This is a genomic window from Pseudomonas marvdashtae, from assembly GCF_014268655.2.
GTDB lineage: Bacteria > Pseudomonadota > Gammaproteobacteria > Pseudomonadales > Pseudomonadaceae > Aquipseudomonas > Aquipseudomonas marvdashtae.
The window spans coordinates 3506559-3529874 of the sequence record NZ_JABWQX020000001.1; the positions used below are offsets into that span (position 1 = coordinate 3506559).

21 protein-coding genes and 1 pseudogene are annotated in these 23316 nt (G+C 60.9%); 13 read left to right on the top strand and 9 right to left on the bottom strand.

Annotation, left to right across the window (positions count from 1 at the left end; genetic code table 11):
- Nucleotides 1–25: 25 nt before the first annotated feature.
- The 5 genes from HU742_RS15750 to HU742_RS15770 all read left to right on the top strand — a co-directional run bounded on the left by HU742_RS15750 (nt 26) and on the right by HU742_RS15770 (nt 6218).
- Nucleotides 26–1261: a 3-methyl-2-oxobutanoate dehydrogenase (2-methylpropanoyl-transferring) subunit alpha gene (locus tag HU742_RS15750; protein WP_186643273.1), complete on the top strand. Its 1236-nt coding sequence runs from the start codon at nt 26–28 to the stop codon at nt 1259–1261.
- Between the two features lies 1 nt (nt 1262).
- Nucleotides 1263–2321, top strand: a complete 1059-nt coding sequence (locus HU742_RS15755) for an alpha-ketoacid dehydrogenase subunit beta (protein ID WP_186643272.1) — start codon at nt 1263–1265, stop codon at nt 2319–2321.
- Nucleotides 2322–3590, top strand: coding sequence for a dihydrolipoamide acetyltransferase family protein (locus HU742_RS15760; RefSeq protein WP_186643271.1), 1269 nt, complete (start codon nt 2322–2324; stop codon nt 3588–3590).
- A gap of 3 nt (nt 3591–3593) precedes the next feature.
- Nucleotides 3594–4976: a dihydrolipoyl dehydrogenase gene (gene lpdA, locus HU742_RS15765; protein ID WP_186640433.1), complete on the top strand. Its 1383-nt coding sequence runs from the start codon at nt 3594–3596 to the stop codon at nt 4974–4976.
- A gap of 222 nt (nt 4977–5198) precedes the next feature.
- Complete coding sequence (locus HU742_RS15770; RefSeq protein ID WP_186640431.1) at nt 5199–6218, top strand: branched-chain amino acid aminotransferase; 1020 nt, start codon at nt 5199–5201, stop codon at nt 6216–6218.
- Between the two features lie 85 nt (nt 6219–6303).
- Here the strand turns inward: HU742_RS15770 and HU742_RS15775 are convergent, their stop codons facing one another.
- On the bottom strand, nt 6304–7233 hold the full coding sequence (locus HU742_RS15775; protein WP_186643270.1) for a DMT family transporter: 930 nt from the start codon (nt 7231–7233) through the stop codon (nt 6304–6306).
- Nucleotides 7234–7342: 109 nt separating this feature from the next.
- Between HU742_RS15775 and HU742_RS15780 the strand changes: the two genes are divergently transcribed.
- The gene (locus HU742_RS15780; RefSeq protein ID WP_186643269.1) at nt 7343–8134 is read left to right on the top strand and encodes an AraC family transcriptional regulator; all 792 of its coding nucleotides are present in this window, start codon (nt 7343–7345) and stop codon (nt 8132–8134) included.
- Here the strand turns inward: HU742_RS15780 and HU742_RS15785 are convergent, their stop codons facing one another.
- Nucleotides 8135–8890, bottom strand: a complete 756-nt coding sequence (locus HU742_RS15785) for an ArsR/SmtB family transcription factor (protein WP_186643268.1) — start codon at nt 8888–8890, stop codon at nt 8135–8137.
- A gap of 82 nt (nt 8891–8972) precedes the next feature.
- Here HU742_RS15785 and HU742_RS15790 point away from each other — a divergent pair, with 82 nt between their 5' ends.
- Nucleotides 8973–10085, top strand: coding sequence for a cytochrome P450 (locus HU742_RS15790; RefSeq protein WP_186643267.1), 1113 nt, complete (start codon nt 8973–8975; stop codon nt 10083–10085).
- Between the two features lie 13 nt (nt 10086–10098).
- On the opposite strand, the gene HU742_RS15795 is transcribed toward HU742_RS15790, so the two are convergent.
- Complete coding sequence (locus tag HU742_RS15795; protein ID WP_186643266.1) at nt 10099–10440, bottom strand: FKBP-type peptidyl-prolyl cis-trans isomerase; 342 nt, start codon at nt 10438–10440, stop codon at nt 10099–10101.
- A gap of 140 nt (nt 10441–10580) precedes the next feature.
- On the opposite strand from HU742_RS15795, the gene HU742_RS15800 reads away from it, so the two are divergent.
- Entirely contained in the window at nt 10581–11645 is a 1065-nt protein-coding gene (locus HU742_RS15800) for a M4 family metallopeptidase (RefSeq protein WP_186640420.1), read from the top strand.
- Nucleotides 11642–11965 carry a protealysin inhibitor emfourin gene (locus HU742_RS15805; RefSeq protein WP_186640418.1) on the top strand — a complete coding sequence of 108 codons (324 nt, stop codon included), beginning with the start codon at nt 11642–11644 and terminating at the stop codon, nt 11963–11965. The genes HU742_RS15800 and HU742_RS15805 overlap by 4 nt, the downstream gene beginning before the upstream one ends.
- Here HU742_RS15805 and HU742_RS15810 read toward each other — a convergent pair whose 3' ends face one another.
- On the bottom strand, nt 11966–12274 hold the full coding sequence (locus HU742_RS15810) for an RcnB family protein (protein ID WP_186643265.1): 309 nt from the start codon (nt 12272–12274) through the stop codon (nt 11966–11968).
- A gap of 143 nt (nt 12275–12417) precedes the next feature.
- Between HU742_RS15810 and HU742_RS15815 the strand changes: the two genes are divergently transcribed.
- On the top strand, nt 12418–13512 hold the full coding sequence (locus HU742_RS15815) for a DNA alkylation repair protein (RefSeq protein WP_186643264.1): 1095 nt from the start codon (nt 12418–12420) through the stop codon (nt 13510–13512).
- 9 nt (nt 13513–13521) lie between these two features.
- Here HU742_RS15815 and HU742_RS15820 read toward each other — a convergent pair whose 3' ends face one another.
- Entirely contained in the window at nt 13522–15600 is a 2079-nt protein-coding gene (locus HU742_RS15820) for a putative bifunctional diguanylate cyclase/phosphodiesterase (protein WP_186643263.1), read from the bottom strand.
- 179 nt (nt 15601–15779) lie between these two features.
- Between HU742_RS15820 and pncA the strand changes: the two genes are divergently transcribed.
- Together pncA and HU742_RS15830 are read left to right on the top strand one after the other, a co-directional pair.
- Complete coding sequence (gene pncA / locus HU742_RS15825; RefSeq protein WP_186643262.1) at nt 15780–16433, top strand: bifunctional nicotinamidase/pyrazinamidase; 654 nt, start codon at nt 15780–15782, stop codon at nt 16431–16433.
- A gap of 41 nt (nt 16434–16474) precedes the next feature.
- The gene (locus HU742_RS15830; protein WP_186640411.1) at nt 16475–17116 is read left to right on the top strand and encodes a DUF1345 domain-containing protein; all 642 of its coding nucleotides are present in this window, start codon (nt 16475–16477) and stop codon (nt 17114–17116) included.
- A gap of 62 nt (nt 17117–17178) precedes the next feature.
- On the opposite strand, the gene HU742_RS15835 is transcribed toward HU742_RS15830, so the two are convergent.
- The 3 genes and pseudogenes from HU742_RS15835 to HU742_RS15845 form a co-directional block, all read right to left on the bottom strand.
- Entirely contained in the window at nt 17179–18480 is a 1302-nt protein-coding gene (locus HU742_RS15835) for an ATP-binding protein (RefSeq protein WP_186640409.1), read from the bottom strand.
- A 3-nt stretch (nt 18481–18483) separates the two neighbouring features.
- The gene (locus HU742_RS15840; protein ID WP_186640408.1) at nt 18484–19185 is read right to left on the bottom strand and encodes a response regulator; all 702 of its coding nucleotides are present in this window, start codon (nt 19183–19185) and stop codon (nt 18484–18486) included.
- Between the two features lie 271 nt (nt 19186–19456).
- Nucleotides 19457–19955 (bottom strand): annotated as a pseudogene (locus HU742_RS15845) (transposase); the annotation flags it as partial.
- 449 nt (nt 19956–20404) lie between these two features.
- Between HU742_RS15845 and HU742_RS15850 the strand changes: the two are divergent.
- A complete protein-coding gene (locus HU742_RS15850; RefSeq protein WP_186643261.1) occupies nt 20405–20920 on the top strand; it encodes a hypothetical protein in 516 nt (171 codons plus the stop codon).
- Between the two features lie 80 nt (nt 20921–21000).
- Here the strand turns inward: HU742_RS15850 and HU742_RS15855 are convergent, their stop codons facing one another.
- Nucleotides 21001–23250 (bottom strand): autotransporter outer membrane beta-barrel domain-containing protein, encoded by a 2250-nt coding sequence (locus tag HU742_RS15855; protein ID WP_186643260.1) that lies wholly within the window; start codon nt 23248–23250, stop codon nt 21001–21003.
- Nucleotides 23251–23316 lie beyond the last annotated feature (66 nt).

Sequence of the window (23316 nt, forward strand, 5' to 3'; positions counted from 1 at the left end):
TTCACAAGATCGAGCGTAGAAAGCCATGAACCCAGCGTACGAACCGCTACGCCTGCACGTCCCAGAACCCTCGGGCCGTCCCGGCTGCAAGACCGACTTCTCCTACCTGCATCTGTCCGATGCCGGCACGGTGCGCAAACCACCCATCGACGTCGAACCCGCCGACACCGCCGACCTGGCCCGCAGCCTGATCCGCGTGCTCGACGACCAGGGCAATGCCTTGGGCGACTGGGCCGCGGACATTCCCGTCGAGATCCTGCGCAAGGGCATGCGTGCCATGCTCAAGACGCGCATCTACGACAACCGCATGGTCGTCGCCCAGCGTCAGAAAAAAATGTCGTTCTACATGCAAAGCCTTGGCGAAGAAGCCATCGGCAGCGCCCAGGCCCTGGCGTTGAACATCGACGACATGTGCTTCCCCACCTACCGCCAGCAAAGCATCCTGATGGCCCGCGAAGTGCCGCTGGTGGACCTGATCTGCCAACTGCTGTCCAACGAGCGCGACCCGCTCAAGGGCCGGCAATTGCCGATCATGTACTCGGTCAGGGACGCCGGTTTCTTTACCATTTCCGGCAACCTCGCCACCCAGTTCATCCAAGGCGTGGGCTGGGGCATGGCCTCGGCGATCAAGGGCGATACCAAGATCGCCTCGGCCTGGATCGGTGACGGCGCCACCGCCGAATCGGACTTCCACACCGCCCTCACCTTCGCCCACGTCTACCGGGCGCCGGTGATCCTCAATGTGGTCAACAACCAATGGGCCATTTCGACGTTCCAGGCCATTGCCGGCGGTGAAGCCACCACGTTCGCCGGGCGCGGCGTCGGCTGCGGCATCGCTTCCCTGCGTGTCGATGGCAACGATTTCATGGCGGTCTATGCCGCCTCGCGTTGGGCCGCCGAACGCGCCCGCCGCAATCTCGGCCCGGCGCTGATCGAATGGGTCACCTACCGCGCCGGCCCGCACTCCACCTCCGATGATCCCTCCAAGTACCGTCCCGCCGATGACTGGAGCCATTTCCCGCTGGGCGATCCGATTGCCCGCCTCAAGCAGCACATGGTGAAGATCGGCCAGTGGTCCGAAGAGGAACATGCCGCCGTCACCGCCGAACTCGAAGCCGAGGTGATCGCCGCGCAGAAGGAAGCCGAGCAGTACGGCACCCTCGCTGGCGGGCAGATTCCGAGCGCCGCGACCATGTTCGAGGACGTCTACAAAGAGATGCCGGAGCACTTGAAGCGCCAGCGTCAGCAGTTGGGGATCTGACATGAACGATCACAACAACACTATTGCGTTGGACACCGCCATGACCACTACCACCATGACCATGATCCAGGCCCTGCGCTCGGCCATGGACGTGATGCTCGAGCGCGACGACAACGTCGTGGTGTTCGGCCAGGACGTCGGTTACTTCGGCGGCGTGTTCCGCTGCACCGAAGGCCTGCAGAACAAGTACGGCACCTCGCGAGTATTCGACGCACCGATTTCCGAAAGCGGCATCGTCGGCGTGGCGGTGGGCATGGGCGCCTATGGACTGCGGCCGGTGGCCGAGATCCAGTTCGCCGACTACGTCTACCCGGCTTCGGACCAGATCATTTCCGAAGCCGCGCGCCTGCGCTATCGCTCGGCCGGCGAGTTCACCGCGCCGATGACCCTACGCATGCCTTGCGGCGGTGGTATCTATGGCGGCCAGACCCACAGCCAGAGCATCGAGGCGATGTTCACCCAGGTTTGCGGGCTGCGCACCGTCATGCCGTCCAACCCCTACGACGCCAAGGGCCTGCTGATCGCTTCCATCGAAAACGATGACCCGGTGATCTTCCTCGAACCCAAGCGCCTGTATAACGGCCCGTTCGACGGCCACCACGACCGCCCGGTGACGCCGTGGTCAAAGCACCCTTCGGCACAAGTGCCGGATGGCTACTACACGGTGCCGCTGGATGTCGCCGCCATCACCCGTCCTGGCAAGGACGTGACCGTTCTCACCTATGGCACCACGGTCTACGTTTCCCAAGTCGCGGCCGAAGAGACCGGCATCGACGCCGAAGTCATCGACTTGCGCAGCCTCTGGCCGCTGGACCTGGACACCATCGTCAAATCCGTGAAGAAGACCGGTCGCTGCGTGGTGGTCCACGAAGCCACCCGCACCTGCGGTTTCGGCGCCGAGCTGGTGTCATTGGTACAAGAACATTGCTTCCACCACCTGGAAGCGCCCATCGAGCGCGTCACCGGTTGGGACACCCCCTACCCGCACGCGCAGGAGTGGGCGTATTTCCCTGGGCCGTCCCGTGTGGGCGCGGCGTTGAAACGGGTCATGGAGGTCTGAATGGGCACGCACGTTATCAAGATGCCGGACATCGGCGAAGGCATCGCGGAAGTTGAGCTGTCGGTGTGGCACGTCAAGGTTGGCGACATGGTGGTCGAGGACCAGGTATTGGCCGACGTCATGACCGACAAGGCGATGGTGGACATCCCTTCACCGGTGCATGGCCGGGTCATTGCCCTGGGTGGCGAGCCCGGTGAAGTCATGGCGGTGGGCAGCGAGCTGATCCGCATCGAAGTCGAAGGCGCGGGCAATTTGAAAGAATCGGCACAACCGGCTCCAGCTGCGGCGGCTGTACAGGCGCCAAAGCCAGCGCCAGTGGCCACGCCTGAACCGGTGGTGGAAAAAACCGTCGCGCCACGCTGCGCCCCGCAAGCCCCGGTGGCCCGCGCCCCTGAAGAGCGTCCACTGGCCTCGCCGGCCGTGCGCAAACACGCATTGGACCTGGGCATCCAGCTGCGCCTGGTCCAGGGCAGCGGCCCCGCCGGGCGGATTCTGCATGAAGACCTGGAAGCCTATCTGGCCCAGGGACCGTCGGCCCAGGCCAAGGCTGGCTCGGGTTATGCCGAACGTCACGACGAGCAGCAGATCCCGGTGATCGGCATGCGCCGCAAGATCGCCCAGCGCATGCAGGAAGCCACCCAACGCGCCGCCCATTTCAGCTACGTCGAGGAAGTCGACGTGACCGCCCTGGAAGAACTGCGGGCTCACCTGAACGAAAAACACGGTGCCAGTCGCGGCAAGCTGACCTTACTGCCGTTCCTCGTGCGTGCCCTGGTCGTGGCCTTGCGGGATTTTCCGCAGATGAACGCCCGTTACGACGATGAAGCCCAAGTGATCCACCGCTCCGGCGCGGTGCATGTCGGTGTCGCCACCCAGAGCGACGTCGGCTTGATGGTGCCGGTGGTGCGTCATGCCGAGGCCCGTACACTGTGGGACAGCGCGGCGGAGATTTCGCGCCTGGCCACGGCCGCCCGTAATGGCAAGGCCAGTCGCGATGAGCTGTCCGGCTCGACCATCACCCTGACCAGCCTCGGCGCACTCGGTGGCATCGTCAGCACGCCGGTGCTGAACCTGCCGGAAGTGGCGATTGTCGGCGTGAACAAAATCGTCGAACGCCCGATGGTGATCAAGGGCCAGATCGTCATTCGCAAGATGATGAACCTCTCCAGCTCCTTCGATCACCGGGTGGTCGATGGCATGGACGCGGCGCAATTCATCCAGGCCCTGCGTGGCTTGCTCGAACAACCCGCCACTTTGTTTGTGGAGTAAGAGATGCAAACTTTGAACACCACGCTGCTGATCATCGGCGGCGGTCCTGGCGGCTACGTGGCGGCGATCCGCGCCGGGCAACTGGGCATCTCAACCATCCTGGTGGAAGGCCAGGCGCTGGGCGGGACCTGCCTGAACATCGGCTGCATTCCGTCCAAGGCGTTGATCCATGTCGCCGAACAGTTCCACCAGACCCGGCACCACAGCCAGGGCTCGGCCTTGGGTATCTCGGTGTCGGCGCCAACCCTGGACATCGGCAAGAGCGTGGAATGGAAAGACGGCATCGTCGATCGCCTGACCACCGGCGTCGCGGCGCTGCTGAAAAAGCACAAGGTCCAAGTCATTCACGGCTGGGCCAAGGTCATCGACGGCAAGACTGTGGAAGTCGGCGACAGCCGTATCCAGTGCGAACACCTGTTGCTGGCCACCGGCTCGAAGAGTGTCGAGCTGCCGATGCTACCGATTGGCGGGCCGATTATTTCATCTACCGAAGCCCTCGCCCCCACCTCGGTGCCCAAGCACCTGGTGGTGGTCGGCGGCGGTTATATCGGTCTGGAGCTGGGCATTGCCTATCGCAAGCTCGGCGCCGAGGTCAGCGTGGTCGAGGCCCAGGAGCGGATTCTGCCGGCCTATGACGGCGAGCTGACGCAACCGGTGCATGAGGCGCTCAAGCAGTTGGGCGTGAAGCTGTACCTCAAGCACAGTGTCGAGGGTTTCGATGCCCAGGCCAGCACCTTGCAAGTGCGTGATCCCAACGGCGACACGTTGAACCTGGACACCGACCGGGTGCTGGTGGCGGTTGGGCGCAAACCCAACACCCTGGGCTGGAACCTCGAAGCGCTGAACCTGGCGATGAACGGTTCGGCGGTGAAGATCGACAGCCGTTGCCAGACCAGCATGCGCAACGTCTGGGCCATCGGCGACTTGAGCGGCGAACCGATGCTCGCCCACCGGGCCATGGCCCAGGGCGAAATGGTCGCCGAGCTGATCGCCGGCCAGCATCGGGAATTCAACCCGACCGCCATCGCGGCGGTGTGCTTCACCGATCCAGAAGTGGTCGTGGTCGGCACAACGCCGGACGAAGCCAAGGCCGCCGGGCTCGACTGCATCGTGTCGAGCTTCCCGTTCGCCGCCAACGGCCGGGCCATGACCCTGGAATCGAAAAGCGGTTTCGTCCGGGTCGTGGCGCGCCGGGACAATCACCTGATCGTCGGTTGGCAAGCGGTGGGCGTGGGTGTGTCGGAGTTGTCCACGGCGTTCGGCCAATCCCTGGAGATGGGTGCGCGCCTGGAAGACATCGCCGGCACCATCCACGCCCACCCAACGCTGGGCGAGGCCGTGCAGGAAGCGGCGTTGCGAGCGTTGGGGCATGCGTTGCATCTGTGACGCATTGATCGTTCCCATGCTCCGCGTGGGAATGCAGCCAGGGACGCTCCGCGTCCCAAAGCCGAACGCGGAGCGTCCGTTGAGGTATTCCCACGCGGAGCGTGGGAACAATCATCTGAGTGAGGCTGCGAAACAGCCCCGGAATGAAGTATTGTTGTCCCCATCCAAAAAACGTCAGAAGCCTTGAACCGTTTCGACGGTTGTTAAGAAATAGAGGGTGTCATGGGTAACGAGAGCATCAATTGGGACAAACTGGGCTTTGACTACATCAAGACCGACAAGCGCTACCTGTCGCACTGGCGCGATGGCGCCTGGGACACAGGCACCCTGACCGAAGACAACGTGCTGCACATCAGCGAGGGCTCCACCGCCCTGCACTACGGTCAGCAATGCTTCGAAGGCCTGAAGGCCTATCGCTGCAAGGACGGCTCGATCAACCTGTTCCGCCCGGACCAGAACGCCGCCCGCATGCAACGCAGCTGCGCCCGCCTGCTGATGCCGCACGTCGACACCGAGCAGTTCGTCGAAGCCTGCAAGCAAGTGGTCCGCGCCAACGAGCGCTTCATCCCGCCGTATGGCACCGGCGGCGCGCTGTACCTGCGCCCGTTCGTGATCGGCGTGGGTGACAACATCGGCGTGCGCACCGCACCCGAGTTCATCTTCTCGATTTTCTGCATTCCGGTCGGCGCCTACTTCAAGGGCGGCCTGACCCCGCACAATTTCCTGATCTCCAGCTTCGACCGCGCTGCCCCACAGGGCACCGGCGCGGCCAAGGTCGGTGGCAACTACGCCGCCAGCCTGATGCCCGGCTCCCAGGCAAAGAAAGCCAGTTTCGCCGACTGCATCTACCTGGACCCGATGACCCATTCGAAAATCGAGGAAGTCGGCTCGGCCAACTTCTTCGGCATCACCCACGACAACAAATTCATCACCCCCAACTCCCCGTCGGTCCTGCCAGGCATCACTCGCCTGTCGCTGATCGAACTGGCGAAATCGCGCCTGGGCCTGGAAGTGATCGAAGGTGATGTGTTCATCGACAAGCTGGCAGATTTCAAGGAAGCCGGCGCCTGCGGTACCGCCGCGGTGATCACGCCGATTGGCGGCATCAGCTACAAGGACAAGCTGCACGTGTTCCACAGCGAAACCGAAGTCGGCCCGATCACCCAGAAGCTCTACAAAGAGCTGACCGGTGTGCAGACCGGCGATGTGGAAGCGCCAGCGGGTTGGATCGTCAAGGTTTGATCCAAGCCCCTCTGGGCACCTGAAGCTCCAGTAAAAAGCCCACCCCTGTCCATGCAGGGGTGGGCTTTTTACATTCTTCTTTCAGTTACTCCCGCCGCAAAACCGACCCTCGTCCCCAACGCTGGCGAAACCAGCCGTAGCCGCTGACCAGCAGAATTCCGCCCAGCACCAAGACCGCGCCAACGATGAAGTTCGGCTCCAGCGGCTCATCCAGCAACCAGACGCCAAAACCGATGCCATACAGCGGCGTCATGAACGACAGCACTCCCAGTTGCGACGCCAGGTAGCGACGCAGAAGGGAGAACCAGATCAAGAAACTGGCGAAGGACACCAGCAACACCTGGAACGCCATGCTCGCAAAGAGCTGCGGCGTCGGGTTGATCGCCGTTTCCCCGAGCGCCGCCGACACTCCGATCAGCAGTATCCCGGCGCCCACCAGCTGATAAAGCAGCGTCTGGCTGGCCGGCAAGTCCGTCAGTCGCGAACAGCGTACCGTCACCGTGGTTGCGCCCCACAGTGCGCCGGCCAGCAAGCCCATCCCGTCGCCCAGCAACGAGCTGCCGCTCGCCGCGCCCGAGCCGCCACTGAAGGCCACCACGATCCCGCCGAATGCCATCGCGATACCGAGCCATTGCGCCGGTTTGAGACGTTCGCTCGGCAATCTCCAGTGCAGGCCGAGGGCGGCGAACATCGGTGCGGTGTACAAGAAAATCACCATGTGCGAAGCCGTCGTATGACGCAGGCCTTCGCCCACCAGCACGAACTCCAAGGCGAACAACAACCCCACCAACAGGCCCGGACGCCAACTTCCATCGGCCAGGGATAAACGTTCACCGCGCCCCAATACCAACAGCCAGACCAGTACCGCTGCGATGGCCGAGCGCACGCCCAGTTGCAGCATCGGCGCCATGTCGGCCGCGCTGGCCTTGATCGCGACTTGCTGGAATCCCCAGATGGCACAGAGGCCGGTCATCAGGACGCCGACCTGGCCATCCAGGGCGCGGCGGGTAGTCATGGGAAAACTCCTCGGGCAGAAATAGATGAAAGGATTGTCTGCCTGACAGCTTTGCTGGATATAGTGATTACCCGACAAGCCATCCCGGTAATCCGCCATTGCGGTCGATATGCAGCCTCCAGCCCAACATCTGAAGATTCCTCCGTTCGAAGCGGCCCTGCCCTCGCCGATTTTCTTTCGCAGCGCCTGCATGCCGGCCCATGCCACTTACCCTCGGCACCGGCACGCCTGGGGTGAGTTCGTCTACTCCTACAGTGGCGTGATGGAAATCGAGATCGCCCAGCACCATTACCTGGCGCCACCGCAGTACGGCATTTGGCTACCGCCGGACATGGAACACGTTGGGTTCAATCGGCATGAGGCCTGCCATTGTTCGTTGTATCTGGCGGCCGAACTGTGCGGTGCGCTGCCCGCCGTGCCCTGCGCGCTGACCTTGAGCCCACTGATCCGCGCCCTGTTGGAAGAGTTGCGCAGCGACCCGCCGAGCCAGCCACAGACGCCCGAGCAGCAGCGCTTGTTGCAGGTGCTGCTGGACAAGCTGGTCCAGGCACCCCATGTCGGCAGTTACTTACCGTCTTCGGATGACCCGCTGTTGGGCCCAGTGCTACGGGCCTTGGAGGCGAACCCCAGCGACCCGCGCTCCCTGCCACAACTGGCCCGCGCCGCCAACACCACCGAGCGCACGCTGATGCGTCGGGCCCAGCGGGACCTGGGCATGTCACTGGTGGAATGGCGCCAGCGCCTGAAAGTCATCGAAGCCCTGGCCCTGCTCGAACGTGGCCAGAGCGTAGAAACCATCGGCCTGGACCTGGGCTACAGCAGCGCATCGGCGTTCATCAGCATGTTCCGCAAAATGATGGGCACCACGCCGGATGAATACCGGCGCAAGCATATGGCCTGATTAGCGCAGGTCCACAGGCGAGGCAAGCCTGCTCGCGATAGCGGCCGCGGGTTTGGTCTGCGTTTCGGTGATGATGCCAAACCGCGCCGCCATCCCTCGCTGTCCTTCAGCCGTCAGCCTCAAGGCACGACTGTCCAGGTCCTGGATCACCCACTTGCGCTTGATCGCCACTTGCAGCAATGCCTTGCCCAAGGCACCGCCCAGATGCGGCCGGCGCATGCTCCAGTCCAGGCACGGGCAGGCGAATCGGCGTCGCTGGAGCGTCAGCGCCGGAACGTCAATGCCCAACCCGTTGAACAGCGCCTCGCCGGGCTCACTCAACTGGTAGCCGTCGCCCTCCACACCTACGAGCCATCCGGCTTCCAGCAGACGGTCATGCAATCTCACCGCCAAGGCGCCGGCCATGTGGTCGTAGCAGGTGCGAGCGAATTGCAGGCGATCCGGCGTGCGCGAAGTGAAGGGCGGGCTGGCGCTCTGGCCGATCACCATCAAGGCTTCGAGGGCCTGGGCCACACGTGGGTCAGCGAGGCTGTAGTAACGATGACGACCCTGGACATGCAACCGCACCAGGGCCAACTCCCTGAGCTTGGCCAGATGTGCACTGGCGGTGGAGGCGCTGACTTCGGCGATGCTCGCCAGCTCCGTGCTGGTGCGCGCATGGCCGTCCATCAACGCGCAGAGCATGCGGGTGCGGGCCGGTTCGGCAATGGCCGCCGCCACCCTGGATACGCCCACGTCATGTTGTTCTGCATCCATATTTCGCTCCCCGCCGAATCAAGCCGTGCATCGACTGGAGATAGTAGCAACACTTTCTCCATCACGAACGAGGCAGCGCTTCATGGACCCGATCATCGCCGCGACTCACGTCGATCCTTACCCTTACTACGCGAGCCTGCGGGCCAATGGCGGGTTGACCTTCGACCCTCGATTGAAGCTCTGGATCGCCAGCAGCGCCGAAGCGGTTTGCGCCATCTTGCATCATGCCGATTGCCATGTGCGTCCGACCGATGAGCCGGTGCCGAACGCCATCGCCGATGGGCCTGCCGGCCGGGTCTTCGGGCGCCTGATGCGGATGAACGACGGGGAACGGCAGCGGTGCCCGAGGGCGGCGGTTGAGCCCGTGTTGCGGGACGTCGATCCCTGGCAAGTCGAAGCGTTGGTCAAGACGCGCTTTCTCAGGGATGGCGCCGAGGGCCTGCATCAGGCCCAGTTTATCGGGCCGGCCAGCGTGGTGGCGGCGTTGCTGGGCTTCGACCCGGCGCAGAGCCGCCTGATCAGCGAATGGACGGGAGATTTCGTCGCCTGCCTGTCGCCCTTGAGCCAGGCGGCGCAGCGAGAAGCCGCGCACCGGGCCAGTGAGCTACTGACCGGCGCTTTCCAAGGGCGGATCGCGGCGCAAGACAATCCTTTTTTGAAGCGCATCTGCCAGGGTTTCCAAGACACCGACAGCCTCGTCGCCAACCTGATCGGCCTGCTCTCGCAAACCTACGAGGCCACGGCAGGCCTCATCGGCAACGCGCTGCTGGCGCTGATCCGTGATCCCGCCTTGCGCGGCTTGCTCCGCGATGATCCCGAACAGGTCGGCCCGTTGCTGGCCGAGGTCCAGCGTTTCGACCCTGCGGTACAAAACACCCGGCGCTTCGTCGCCCTGCCCTGCGAAGTCCTCGGCACGGCGCTGCAACCCGGGGATACGGTGCTGGTGCTGCTGGCCTCGGCCAATCGCGACCCGCAGCTCAATCCGCAACCGGACGTCCTGCTGCTGGACCGCCCGAACCGCCGAAGTTTCAGCTTCGGCAGCGGGCGCCATGAATGTCCCGGCCAGAGCCTGGCGATGGACATTGCCCGCGCCACGCTGGGTGCGATTCTCGTAGGCCAACCACGACTGGAACAGTTGGCTTGGTGCTACCGCCCTTCCGTCAATGGACGGATCCCGCTGTTCAACGACCGATGATGCACACAAGCCCTCAGTCGTCGCGCGTCAGCACTTCCAGCAGCTCGATTTCAAATATGAGATTGCTGTTGGGCTTGATGTGCGCCCCCATGGACCGCTCACCGTAAGCGAGGTGTGCCGGCACCAGGAGTTTGCGCTTGCCGCCGACCTGCATGCCTATCAGCCCTATGTCCCAACCCTTGATCACGCGACCGGTGCCGATCACGCATTGAAAAGGCTTGCCGCGACTGTAGGACGAATCGAATTCGGTGCCGTCCTCCAGCGTGCCGCGGTATTGGGTGGTGATCAGCGCACCGTTGACTACGCTTTTGCCATCGCCGTGTTCCAGGTCGATGATTTGCAGTTCTTCGTTCATCGCGTCATTCCCGTGTGATCCAGGCGCGGGGTTTTCGCAGAATTCGATGCGACTGGCAACCTTTTGCGGCGCAAGGGAACCGCAACGGCCACTTCGGTTCACATGGGTATCGACCCTGCATTTCAGATAAGGACTTTCTGATGATCGACTCTCGCCCGCTGCATAGTTTTATCCCGCCTTATATCCTCAATCGCATTATTGCCCATGGCTCCGAACAGCAACGCTCCAGCGCCCTCGGCACGCTGACCCACGTTAAAAACCTGCGTCACAATCCCGGCCCGCCGAGCAATGCGCCCGCTGCGGCCAAACTGCCCAAGCCTGGCAAGGCCGGCCATCCGCAGCGCAGTATTCATGACGCCCAGAACAACATGGAATTGCCGGGCCAACCGGTGCGCCTGGAAGGCCAAGCGGCCAGCGGTGACCCGGCGGTGGACGAGGCGTACGACGCACTCGGCGCCACCTATGATTTTTTCTGGAAAGTGCTGGGGCGCGACTCCATCGACGGCAAGGGCTTTGCCCTGGTTGGCACCGTGCATTATGGCCATGGCTACGAAAACGCCTTTTGGAATGGCGCGCAGATGGTGTTTGGCGACGGCGATGGCGAAATCTTCCAACGCTTCACCCGCTCCCTCGATGTCGTCGCCCACGAGCTGGCCCACGGCGTCACCGAAAGCGAAGCCGGCTTGGTCTATGCCAACCAGTCCGGCGCGCTGAACGAATCCATTTCCGATGTGTTCGGCGTGCTGGTCAAGCAATTCGTCCTGGGCCAGACCGCCGACCAGGCCGACTGGCTGATCGGTGCCGACCTGCTCACCGACAAGATCAACGGTGACGGCCTGCGCAGCATGTCCAACCCCGGCACCGCCTACGATGACCCGCTGCTGGGCAAAGACCCGCAACCGGCGCACATGCGCGAGTTCGTCATCACCCGTGAAGACAATGGCGGCGTGCACATCAACTCTGGCATTCCCAACCGGGCCTTTTATCTGGTGGCGACGGCACTCGGCGGATTTGCCTGGGAAAAGGCCGGACGGATCTGGTATGAAACCTTGTGCGACCGACAATTGGCCAACGATGCCTCCTTCAGCGCCTTCGCCCGCCTGACTGTCGAACACGCCCGTCAACGTTTCGGCGAACGGGAAGTGCAAGCGGTGCAGGATGGCTGGGCCCAGGTGGGCGTCGACCTGAACGAGGAGAACGGATGAAAACCCTTCCAGACCTGGACGACAAAGCCGTCGTCAAGCTGTCACGCCAAGGCGGCGTGGCGGCCATCCACGCCCTGACCCGCCCCCGGGAAATCGAGTTCGCCCAGTGCGACCTCGATCAGCGCACGCGCATCTGCTCAGTGTTGGAGGGGTGCCTGCCGCTCACCTCTTCTACGCCGGGCCGGGGCGACCAGCGTTACTTCCAGATCGAGGTGCGTTTCCGCGCCAACGACCAGGACGATGAGATGGTGTTGCAGGTGCCCGAGGACCAGGCACCTGGCGAACTGGTTCATTTGTGGGACAAGGGCGAGGTGCTCTGATTAACGTGTGGCCGGGACGATCTTGACGATCGCGCCGGACACGGTTTCGATCAGCAAATACTTGTCGTCAATCTGCACCCATTGCTGCTCTTCTGTAGGTTGCTCGAGTTTCTTCTGCTTCCAATCTTTAATGGCCCGGTCCGAACGCTGATAGTCGGCGGGTACCCGGTCATTCTCCACCAGCCTGCGGCCATTGCTCGGCGAGTGCTCCAAGGCGTCTCCAGTCTTCTCGACCGCTTGTGCAACGGGGCCAAGGGCTCCGAGGCTGGCGATCAGGACCAGGCTGGCGATCAGGGTTGGTTTACGCATAAAAAACTCCAGGTTATTCGAGGTACTGAATCTGGGACTTCATTGACGGCGAAACATTCCTTTTACTGTCCGCTATCAAGCTCCCTCGCCACGGGTTGCGCCTGGCATGGCATAGTGGCGCCCTCTGGACTACGGATCTCGCCATGACTACGTCATCCCCTGCCCTGAAGGAAATCTTCAACACCGAGCGCCTGCAGCACATCGCCACCGAAACGCGCGCGGTGTACCCAGCCTTCGATTCCAAGGCGTTCCTGCACATGGCCAACGACGGACTGGCCGGGTTGTCGGTGATGCAGCGCATGGCGCGGGTCAGCGAATGTCTGCATGCGGTCCTGCCGCTGGATTACGAAGCATCGATCGAGGTCTTGCGGGCCCTGGCGCCACGCATCAACAGCATGTTCGTCAGCATGTTCCTCCCCCACTACGTCGCGTCGTACGGGCGGCATGCCTTCGATCAATCCATGGACGCGCTCAAATATTTCACCCGGTTCGGCTCTGCGGAGTTCGCCGTCCGGCATTTCCTGCGCGATGACTTGGCGCGCACCCTTGAGGTGATGCATGACTGGGCACTGGATGCCAACGAACACGTGCGCCGCCTCGCCAGCGAAGGCAGCCGGCCACGCTTGCCGTGGTCGTTCCATCTGGAACCGATCCAGGCCAACCCGGAACTCACCGCCGCGATTCTTGATGCCCTCAAGGCTGACGACAGCCTCTACGTGCGCAAATCCGTCGCCAACCATCTGAACGATGTGACCAAGCAGCATCCCGACTGGGTGCTGGAGCGGATCGAAGGGTGGCCGTTGCAGGACCGCCACACGGCCTGGATCGCCCGTCATGCGCTGCGCAGCCTGATCAAGCAAGGCAACCTTCGGGCGCTGGCTGTCATCGGCGCAGGCGGCAAGGCGCAGGTTGAGATTTCGGATTTGCAGGTGACGCCGCCAGTGATTCGCCTTGGCGAACAGGTCACCCTTTCGTTCAAGGTGCGATCAACGTCTGAACAGGATCAGCGCCTGGTGATTGATTACGCTATCGACTACGTGAAGGCATCGGGCGGCACGTCGGCCAAGGTGTTCAAGCTCAAGACCTTCGACCTGCCCGCCCTGGCGTGCGCCAGCCTCAGCCGTTCCCAGCACATCCGCGAACTGACCACCCGCCGACACTATGCGGGCCGGCATGCGGTGCATTTGCTGGTCAATGGCGAGCGACTGGGCAGCGCCGCATTCGAGATCCTTCCCTGAGCGAACGCCTCAGGCCATCGCCACGCTTTGCGCCTGGCGGATGTCGTGCAAGAAGCGCTCGGCCGGCAGCGGGTGACCCAACAGATAACCTTGCAGCGAATCGCAGCCCAACTGGGTCAGGAAGTCTTGTTGTACATCGGTTTCCACGCCTTCGGCGACGATCCGCAGGCCCAAGGCCTGGCCGAGGGCAACGATGGCCGAGACGATGGCCGCGTCGTCACTGTCGTGTTCCAGGTCACGGACGAAGCCACGATCAATCTTCAGCTCATTCGCCGGCAGGCGCTTGAGGTACATCAAGCTCGAGTAACCGGTGCCGAAGTCGTCGATGGACAGGTCCACGCCCATGTCCGACAGTTGCTGCAACACGGTCATGCTCGCGTCCGCGTCGCTCATGGCCGTGGTTTCGGTGATTTCCAGGGTCAGGCTGTTGGCAGGCAAATGGTGGGTCTCCAGCGCCTTGGCGACACTCTGCACCAAGCCTGTATGGCAGAACTGCAACGCCGAAAGGTTCACCGCGATGCGCCAATCGGTGTAGCCCAGCACGTACCACTCGCGCATCTGCCGGCAGGCTTCGTTCAGCACCCATTCGCCGATGGGAATGATCAGCCCGGTCTTTTCCGCCAAGTCGATAAAGGTGTCGGGCATCATCATGCCCTGGGTCGGATGGGTCCAGCGCAGCAGCGCTTCAGCGCCGACCGGACGGCCATTCGCTGCGTCGAACTTGGGTTGGTAATGCAGGCTGAACTGCCGCTGCTCGACCGCGATGCGCAAGTCTTGCAGCAGCTGCAACTGCTTGCGGGCGTTGCTGTTCATCGACGCGTCGAAAAAACTGTAGCCGTTCTTGCCGGCGCCCTTGGCGTGGTACATCGCGGCGTCGGCATTCATCAGCAGCTCTTCGGCGCTTTCGCCGTTGCCGGGAAAAAGCGCGATACCGACACTGGCGGATATCTGCAGGTCATGGTCGGCGACCCGGAACGTGCGAGCGATCAGCGCGACCTGGCGCGCAGCCAGGCGCAAGGCGTCGTCGGGATCGGCCAGTTGCACGAGCAGGACGAACTCATCGCCACCAATCCGCGCGAGTGTGTCCTGGTTGCGCAAGTCCTCGCGCAGACGCAAGGCCACGTCCCGCAACAACAGATCGCCCATGTGATGCCCGAACGCGTCGTTGACCGGCTTGAAACCGTCGAGGTCGATGAACATCAACGCAAAACAGCCGCCCTGCTCTTGCACCCGGTGCATGGCCTGGCCGATACGATCCGCCAACAGCACGCGATTGGGCAACCCGGTCAGGGGATCGTGCAGGGCCAGTTGGGTCAGTTCCCGATTGGCCTGGGTCAGCGACTTGGCCAGCTCCGCGGTACGGGCTTCAAGACGCGCATCCAGAATCGATGTCAGCAAGGCGATCGCCAGCACCGCCAACGTGGTGATCAGCACCAGATTGTCCAGGCCCTTGCCGCTCAAGCCATCGAGGGATCCGCAGAAACTGCCTTCGCTGAACTGCGCCGCGGCCATGCCGGTGTAATGCATGCCGACAATGGCGATGCCCATCACCACGGCGGCGCCGGCGCGGGCGATTCGTACATGAGGGGAATGCTGGCGAAGGCGCACGGCAATCCATAACGCCGCCGCGCACGCCACGACAGCAATCAGCAGTGAAGCGCCAAACAACGTCGGGTCATAATCAATGCCCGGCTGCATCCGCAACGCCGCCATGCCGGTGTAATGCATGGCGCTGATCCCGGTGCCCATGACCAAAGCGCCAAACGCCAACTGCCAAACCCGCAGCTTTGGCTGATTGACCAGCCACAGGGCAAAGCCACTGGAAAGAATCGCGATCAGCAGGGACAGCGCGGTGATCGCCACATCGTAGCCAAGCTCCACCGGCAAGGTGAACGCGAGCATGCCGATGAAGTGCATGGACCAGATGCCCACTCCCATCGCCAGCGAACCACCCGCCATCCAAAGGTGAACGGCGCGGCCTTGCGCAGTGGCGATACGCCCAGTCAGGTCCAGCGCAGTGTAAGACGCCAGGATCGCAACAAACAAAGAGATGGAAACAAGGGCGGGGGAATAACTGCCGATAAGCATGGGTTTTTCTCGTGACAGAAAGCCGAAGTGCCTCCATGCCCGGTTGAAAGTCGGCGATTGTACACAATTGGTACGGTAGTGCACGGACCGAACATCAAAAAGCCATCACCGTTGGGATATTTGCGACGAAAGACATTTCGAGCCTAAGCTCAGCAGGTCAATCTCAAGGAGCAGTCTGCATGCCTACCACGGATAGCAAGTCTACAAACACCGCACTACTGGTGATCGACATACAAAACGACTTCACCCCCGGCGGCCAACTCGCCGTGCCGGGCGGCGATGAAATCGTGCCGCTGGTCAACCAACTGGGCCGCACGTTCCGGCACATCGTGGTCGCACAGGACTGGCACCCGGCCGGACATGCCTCGTTTGCCTCCAGCCACGCAGGCAAACAACCTTTCGACATCATTCAACTGCCCTACGGTGAACAGAAACTCTGGCCCGACCATTGCGTCCAGGGCACACCGGGCGCCGCGCTGCACCCGGCCTTGGACTTGCCCCATGCGCAACTGATCATCCGCAAAGGCTGCAACCCATCCATCGACAGCTATTCGGCTTTCATGGAAGCCGACCGTCAAACACCTACCGGGCTGGCAGGCTATCTCAAGGAGCGCGGTATCGACACGGTGTACATGGTCGGGCTGGCCCTGGATTTCTGCGTGATGTATTCGGCGCTGGATGCTCGTATGGCAGGTTTCAATGCGATTGTCTTGCTGGACGCTTGCCGAGGCATTGATATCGACGGCTCGATGGATACGGCCATCCGCCGCATGCAAGAAGCTGGCGTGAAACTGATCCAATCCAGCGACATTGCCGGTCCCGCATTGGCGTGATGATTCATACTCCGTGCATTCCCGCCTGACAGTGAGCTCCCATGCCCCGCCTCGCCCGCACCCACCCGCGTCTTTCCTGCGCCACGATCATTGGCCTGGCGGCGGGGCTGCTGATTCCCGCGGACTCGATCATCAGCCAAATCCTGATCGGCTGGAACGTCGGGGTCTGGACGTACCTGGTGCTGATGTTCTGGCTGACCGTGCGGGCCAAGGCACCGGACGTCCAGCGCATCGCCGAACGCGAAGACGAGAACGCGGGGTTGGTCCTCCTGATGGTCTGCATCGCGGCGCTGGCGAGCCTGGCAACCATCACCTTCGAACTGGCCGGCAGCCGCGACCTGCAAACCGCCGCCAAACTCTTGCATTACGGCGTCACTGCGTTGACCGTGATTGGTTCATGGCTGCTGATCGGGGTGATCTTCAGCGTGCATTACGCGCGGTTGTATTACACCTGGGAAGGCAAGGAACCGGCCCTGCGCTTCGCCGAGGGTCTGACCACGCCCAATTATTGGGATTTCCTGTATTTCTCTTTCACCATCGGCGTGGCGGTGCAGACATCGGACGTGGGTGTTGCGACGCGGCAGTTGCGCAAGATTGTGTTGGCGCAGTCGTTGATCGGGTTTGTGTTCAATACGGCGATCCTGGGGTTCTCGATCAATATTGCGGCGGGGTTGTTTGGGTGATTTGGGGCTGCTCCGCAGCCCAGCGGGGATAAATCCCCTCGCCACAGGGACTGCACCAGGCCTCAGGACGGTGTGGGAAGCCACAGCCGGAAGCGTGCGCCGCCCAGCGGAGAACCTTCGGCCGTTAATGTCCCGCCCTGGGCTTGCAGGGCCCGGCGGCTGATGGCCAGGCCAAGGCCGAAGCCGCCCGTGGCGCGGTCGCGGCTGCGGTCCAGGCGATAGAACGGCTCGAACACCCGCTCGCGCTCGCTGTCGGGAATGCCGATGCCATCGTCGTCGACCCAGATTTCACACCCCTGCTCACCCACCAGCACGCCGACCTGGATCCGCTTCTCGCAATAACGCATGGCATTGCGCAACAGGTTCTGCAAGGCCCGTGCGGTCAGGCGTGGGTCCAGCACGAAACGCTCCAGCGCCCCGTGCAGCAACACGTCGATCACCACTTCCGGCGCGGCCAAATCTTCGTCGAGGCTGCCGAGGATGCTGTCGATGAATTCGTCCAGCGGCACTTCGACCCGCTCCGGTAAACGCTCGGGATTTTGCAAACGACTGTAGGACAACAACTCCAGTACCAACTCATCCAGCTCGCGAATGTGCGCCACCAACCCCTGCAACCGCTCGCGACTGGCCGCTGGCATATCCTCGGACAACGCCAGAGCCAAACCAAAGTCGAGGCGAGTCAACGGCGTGCGCAATTCATGGGACACGGCATTGAGCAAGTCCCGCTGCTGATTGAGCAGATTCTCGATGTCGCCGGCCATGGTGTCGAACACATGGGCCAGACTGCCGATGTTGGAACTCGGTGCGATCTTCGTACGCTCACTTAAATGTCCCTTGCCGAAACGCTCGGCGGTGCGTTTGAGCCGTTCCAGATCGCGCCAGTGCGGCCGCAGCCAGAGCAGCAGGCAGGCCAGCATCGTTGCGCCGATCAGCACGTTGATGCTCCAGTACAACCAGCTGACATCCGCCGGGTCCGGCGGCACGATCATCTTCACCGCCGTGCGCTCATCCAGCGGCGCAGCCGCCAGGGTTCGCCAGCCCCAATCGCCGATGCGCACAACATTCTCGCCGCGCTTGAGACGCGCCTGCTCGGTGGCGGTGAAACCTGCATCCTCGGTCGCCGCCAGCTCGATGTGCAGCGGCGCGAATTCCCTGTCCATCTGCGCCGCCAGGGCCGGCCATTGCTCGCTGGGCACGCCGCGAAACTGCTTGACCATCAAGGTTTGCAGACCACGGGAATAGTCGAGGTTGTACGCCTGGAAGCGTTCATGAAACAGACGGATCACCAGTTCCGGCATCAGGTAGATGGCCGCGCTGTAGGAGACGATGGTGACGAGGTAGAGGCGAATCAGCAGCTTCCACATCGGTCAGCATTCCCACTCGGAACGGCTGAACAAATAACCCTTGCCCCACACGGTCTTGATCTTGCGCGCTTCGCCGGCGTTGTCGTCGAACTTGCGCCGCAACTTGGAAATGGCCACGTCCACCGAACGATCAGTGCCGTTGAACTCGATGCCGCGCAGGCGTTGCAGAATCTGGTCGCGGCTCAGTACTTCGCCGGAATGCCGGGCCAGCACCACCAGCAGGTTGTACTCGCCGCTGGACAACTCAACCGGCTGCTCGCGCCAAGTTACCGTGCGCTCGGACAGATCGATGCACAGGTTGCCCATGACGATGCGGTCATTGACCGTCTGCGGCTCGGTCAGGCTGCTTCGCCGCAGCAAGGTCCGCACTCGGGCGAGCAACACCCGGGGCTCGCAAGGCTTGGTGACGTAGTCGTCGGCGCCCATCTCCAGGCCCAGGACCTGGTCGTGGCTGTCGTCCCGGGCGGTGAGCATCAGGATCGGCAAGGTCGCCGAATCGGCCCGCAGCAGGCGGCAGACCTGCAGGCCATCCAGTCCCGGCAGCATCAGGTCGAGGATCACCAGGTCCGGCGGATTGACCCGCGCTCGCTCACGTACATGATCGCCACGGTTGAGCACACTGACGTGATAGCCGTTGCGTTCCAGATAGCTGGCGATCAGTTCGCAAAGGGCGGCGTCGTCTTCGACGAGGAGGATGTTGGGCATGGGTGGGTCCAAAGGTACGAGGCGCTGAGAATCTCAAGCCGCCAAGGATATACACCGTCGCCCTTCCCAAGAGCAAAACCCTTACACAATTTCACATCCAGTCTATAAAGCGTTACCGTCTTGTTCCCCTGGAATACTGGGACGGACTGCCAACCAGGGAGCGCCGCTCGTGCACGGCGAATGCCTATCGCCATTCATTCCTTTGGCAAGATCAACCAACGTAGTACTTGCAGTGGGCTGAGGAAGACTGCTCCCTCAACCCACCGGTCCGATGCAACCAGGTCACGAGCAATTGCTGTTCCGGCAGAGCCGTCAACTGTCCTCGTTGTCGATCCCCCAGTAATCGTTGAGCTTTTTTCGCAGTACCAGCAACGCGGCAGTTTCAGCCAGCGCCTATCTTTACGGCGCAGTTCGCGCTCAAGTTGCTCGATGCGTTTCTTGTCCTTGCGGGCTTGCTCGCGGTCGTCTTTGGACTGAGCTTTTTCCGACTTCTGACCCCTGATGAAGGCTTGTCGCCACGCCTTGATCTGCTCAGGGTAAAGGCCTTTTCGACGGCAGTACTCACCCAGCTCGATCTCGGATAAACCGCTGGCTTCAAGGACGACGGCAGACTTGGTTTCGGCTGTCCAGTTCTGGGCCGATGGGGTGTTTTCGGGCACTGCGTTTCCTTCAGAACTGACCTGTTTTCGCCAGTTGGACAAAGACATTTCGCTGACCCCTTCGCGCCGGGAAACCTCGGCCATCGATAGGTTGAGCGGGGGAAGCAGCATCTTGAGCAATGCGGCTTTGCGTTCCGGTGAATAGTACGGCACGAGAAATCGAGATGTGCGTACTGTCAGAACTCACAGGTGCGGGCAGGTTTCAGATGGGTGGTCATGGGAGGATCAGGGCAATCAATCTCAAGCGGACAAGATAGATGTCCTCATCCATCTCTGAGCAAAACCATTACACAATTTCACACGCCAGCATCAACCTCGTTATGCGCATTGTTCGAATTGACGTCCGACATCAGTACAGGTGGGCCGACGCAAAACATCGATTGGGTATTTATCAGATACAGAGGGAACCGTTGCGCTATAGAAAAGGCACAAGGATGTCCATCTGTAAACTGTAAAGTCTTACAGTTTACAACCCCTCAAGACTGGCATTACATGGTCTAGTCTCGTCCATTGCTTCCATTGACGGGATATCACTTGTCAAGACAGCGGAGAGTACCTCAATGAACGCATTTGCTAGAACGAGTATGCATCAGGAAGTACAGGGGATGTGTCAAGGAACCATTAATGGCACGGAAACGTTCAATGCCAGTTTGGTAGAACTTTCAGAGGTGGACTTTCCTAACCATCCACCACCTCATAAAAAGGCTCACGTCATGCTGGCCACGCAGATGGCCCCTGGGCCTGATTACACGACCAAAGAGGTGCGAGTTTCGTTTTCCATGGATATGGATGATGACGAATATGGACTAGGTGAGGATAGCTATCCAGTAGGGGTGCTGTTCGTTGATCGGTCGGACCCAGCAGTCGCAGTGGTCTATAAACAAGTCAAAGGTATCGCCAGGCTCGCCTACGACGCTTCAAGCGCGACGCTCTCAGGTACCATTTGCGCGGACGTGGAAAATAATGATGAGAATACCCCCAGTACATTGACTTTAAAAATGGACTTCATCGCCTCCGCTCGCAGCCGCACTAGGAGAAATCCGCGTCGCCCGTCAGCCCGAGTTGGGACCTGCTAGACAGCAAAAACAGTCTAGGCATAAAGATGAAGAAGGAGGCCGAGGCCTCCTTCTTCATCTTTATTCGATTTTGCTCTGTGTTAGAACGCGTAGCGTAACCCCACTGTCCACCCAGCCGGCTGTCGAAAATTTTCTCCATCGCTGTATTCATAATCCGCATGCAATTTCAACTTGTCCGTCATCGACGCAGCGACACCCGCCCCAAACCCAGCGCGCGAGCCAGACAAGTCATTATTGAAGACATTATCATTGACCTGCACTTCGTTACTTTTCGAAAATTCATAACCGCCGGATACCCGTACATAGGGCTGCAGCTCAATGTCATTTTGTACTTTGAAATTTCGGCCGGCGGTCAGGCCCACTTCTCCCAACAATGATCGCGCACGATCTCCATCGGCTTGCAAACCATTATCCAACGAAAAGCTTTTACCCTGGATGACCACGGCAGACCATTTGGTGAATGGCTCGATGAAAAAATCGTCGTCGAGTTTGATATGCCGACCGAACTCGACGGAACCACCAATGCCGCTATTGTCATAATCACCCTTTGCACGTCCCCCATCACTCAGACTGGCCTTGGCTTCGTTGCGAAAGCGGTTAACCTTCAGCACAGCGTCTGCATAGTACCCGCTGCTTGCATCAAGCCAAGTGGCATAGGTGCCGAGGTAGTAGCTGTCCACGCTACCCGAGCTACCCGCATCCAAGTTAAGGTCAGACGTGCTATGCCCGCCCATTACCCCCACCAGCCATTGACCATCCCCCGCCGGTATCGCAGCGTCCGCTCCGAGGGTGAACCCCTGCTGGGTTTGCCGATAAGCCAAGCCGGAACCGTTGGCGATTTCATATTTGTTTCCGTAGGTGCGTCCCCAGGCTCCGGACTGACCGGGATTCCATCGCAACTCGCCCATGCGGGTGCGCAACGACGTCAATTCACCATACCAGGTAGGTAAAGGTGTGTTGAACAGCGCCATCACCGAACGCGTCCCTGGGCTGATGATCCGAGTGCTCGGATCCAGAACCCAGTTGTTGCCACTCTTCTCCAAACTGTAGGAATAGGCGCCTTGATCGACCACGTCATTGAACAACTTGAACTGTGCGTCGCCCCCTCCTGTGGTAACAACCGTAATAGGCTGGCCGGCGGCTGGTTCAGCTCCGCTGCTTGCAATCAGCAGTTCGTGGGTGCCGCTGGCATTACCCGTAACATTCAAGACATCTGTACGACCGGTGGCAAAATCGGTTCCCATGATGAAACGCCCCTGGCCTGACAGGTTTGCCACATCCAGCCGATAAAACGCGTCGTCAGCCCCGAATTTTACTGAGCCGCCATTAAGTGCAAGATTTCCAACCTGGCTGTCGCCCACCAATACCCATTGGGATGTGTCGTTTACGGTCGCGCTCGCGACATTTTCCAACCGACCGGTCAGCACGGAATTATTCTGCAGTGTCAGTTCAGTGGTACTTCCAGATTCAGTAACAATGTTTCCATTCAATACACTGCCATTAACCGTCATCGCCGTGGTAGCGCCTCCCTTGACCTCGAGTAGAGTGCCGTTGCCGGCCAATAAAGTAGAATTGGTCAACGTCAACGTGGCTTTGGAGCTGTCCTCGTTTTTGAAATCGACCACAATCGCTGAACCATTTTTTCCTTGGACCGTGGTGTTCTCCAGATTCAAGGTGGCTGGCGCAACCCCCGTCACATCCAGCTCAACGAACACCCCGTTTTCCCCACCCGTAATCGTGCTGTTCTTGACAATGGCATCTGCACTCTGAAGCCAAAGGCCATAACCGGTAGAAGCCGTTCCTTCTAGCGTGGAGTCGGTGACATTGATCAAGCTATGGGACGAGGCGAATATACCGGCGTTCGCGCCTTTAATAACGCTTTTTCCCGTTACGTTAACGACGGAACCGTCCAGACCGGTGGAAAATCGAACTGCCGATATGCCTGTATTACCGCCACTGATATGACTGCCATTGATGTTGCCGGTACTTGAAATCAGTTGTAACCCAGCCGCACCAGTAGCACTCGTAACGCTGGCACCATTCAAATTGACCGTCGAATTATTTCTGGCTGTGATTGCCTGAGTGCTACTACCCGCATTGACATTAACCGTAGAAGCATCGGCATCAATGGCCAGCGCCTGAGCATTATTGACATTCAACGTAGCACTCTGCGACAAAAACCAGCTTTCAACGGCGTCGCCATTGTTGACGGTGGCACTCCCGCCGACAACGGGCGCGGCTTCGATGACGGAAGAAAGCAAAAATACGGGAAGGCACAATACGCACTTCACAAAGGGCGGCGATGGGACCGGGGGGGAAGTTGGCTGCATGCTAGACACCTGCTTTTACAATAAGGATCGGATTACGGGCCAGCCGCCGAATCAACGACTATCCTT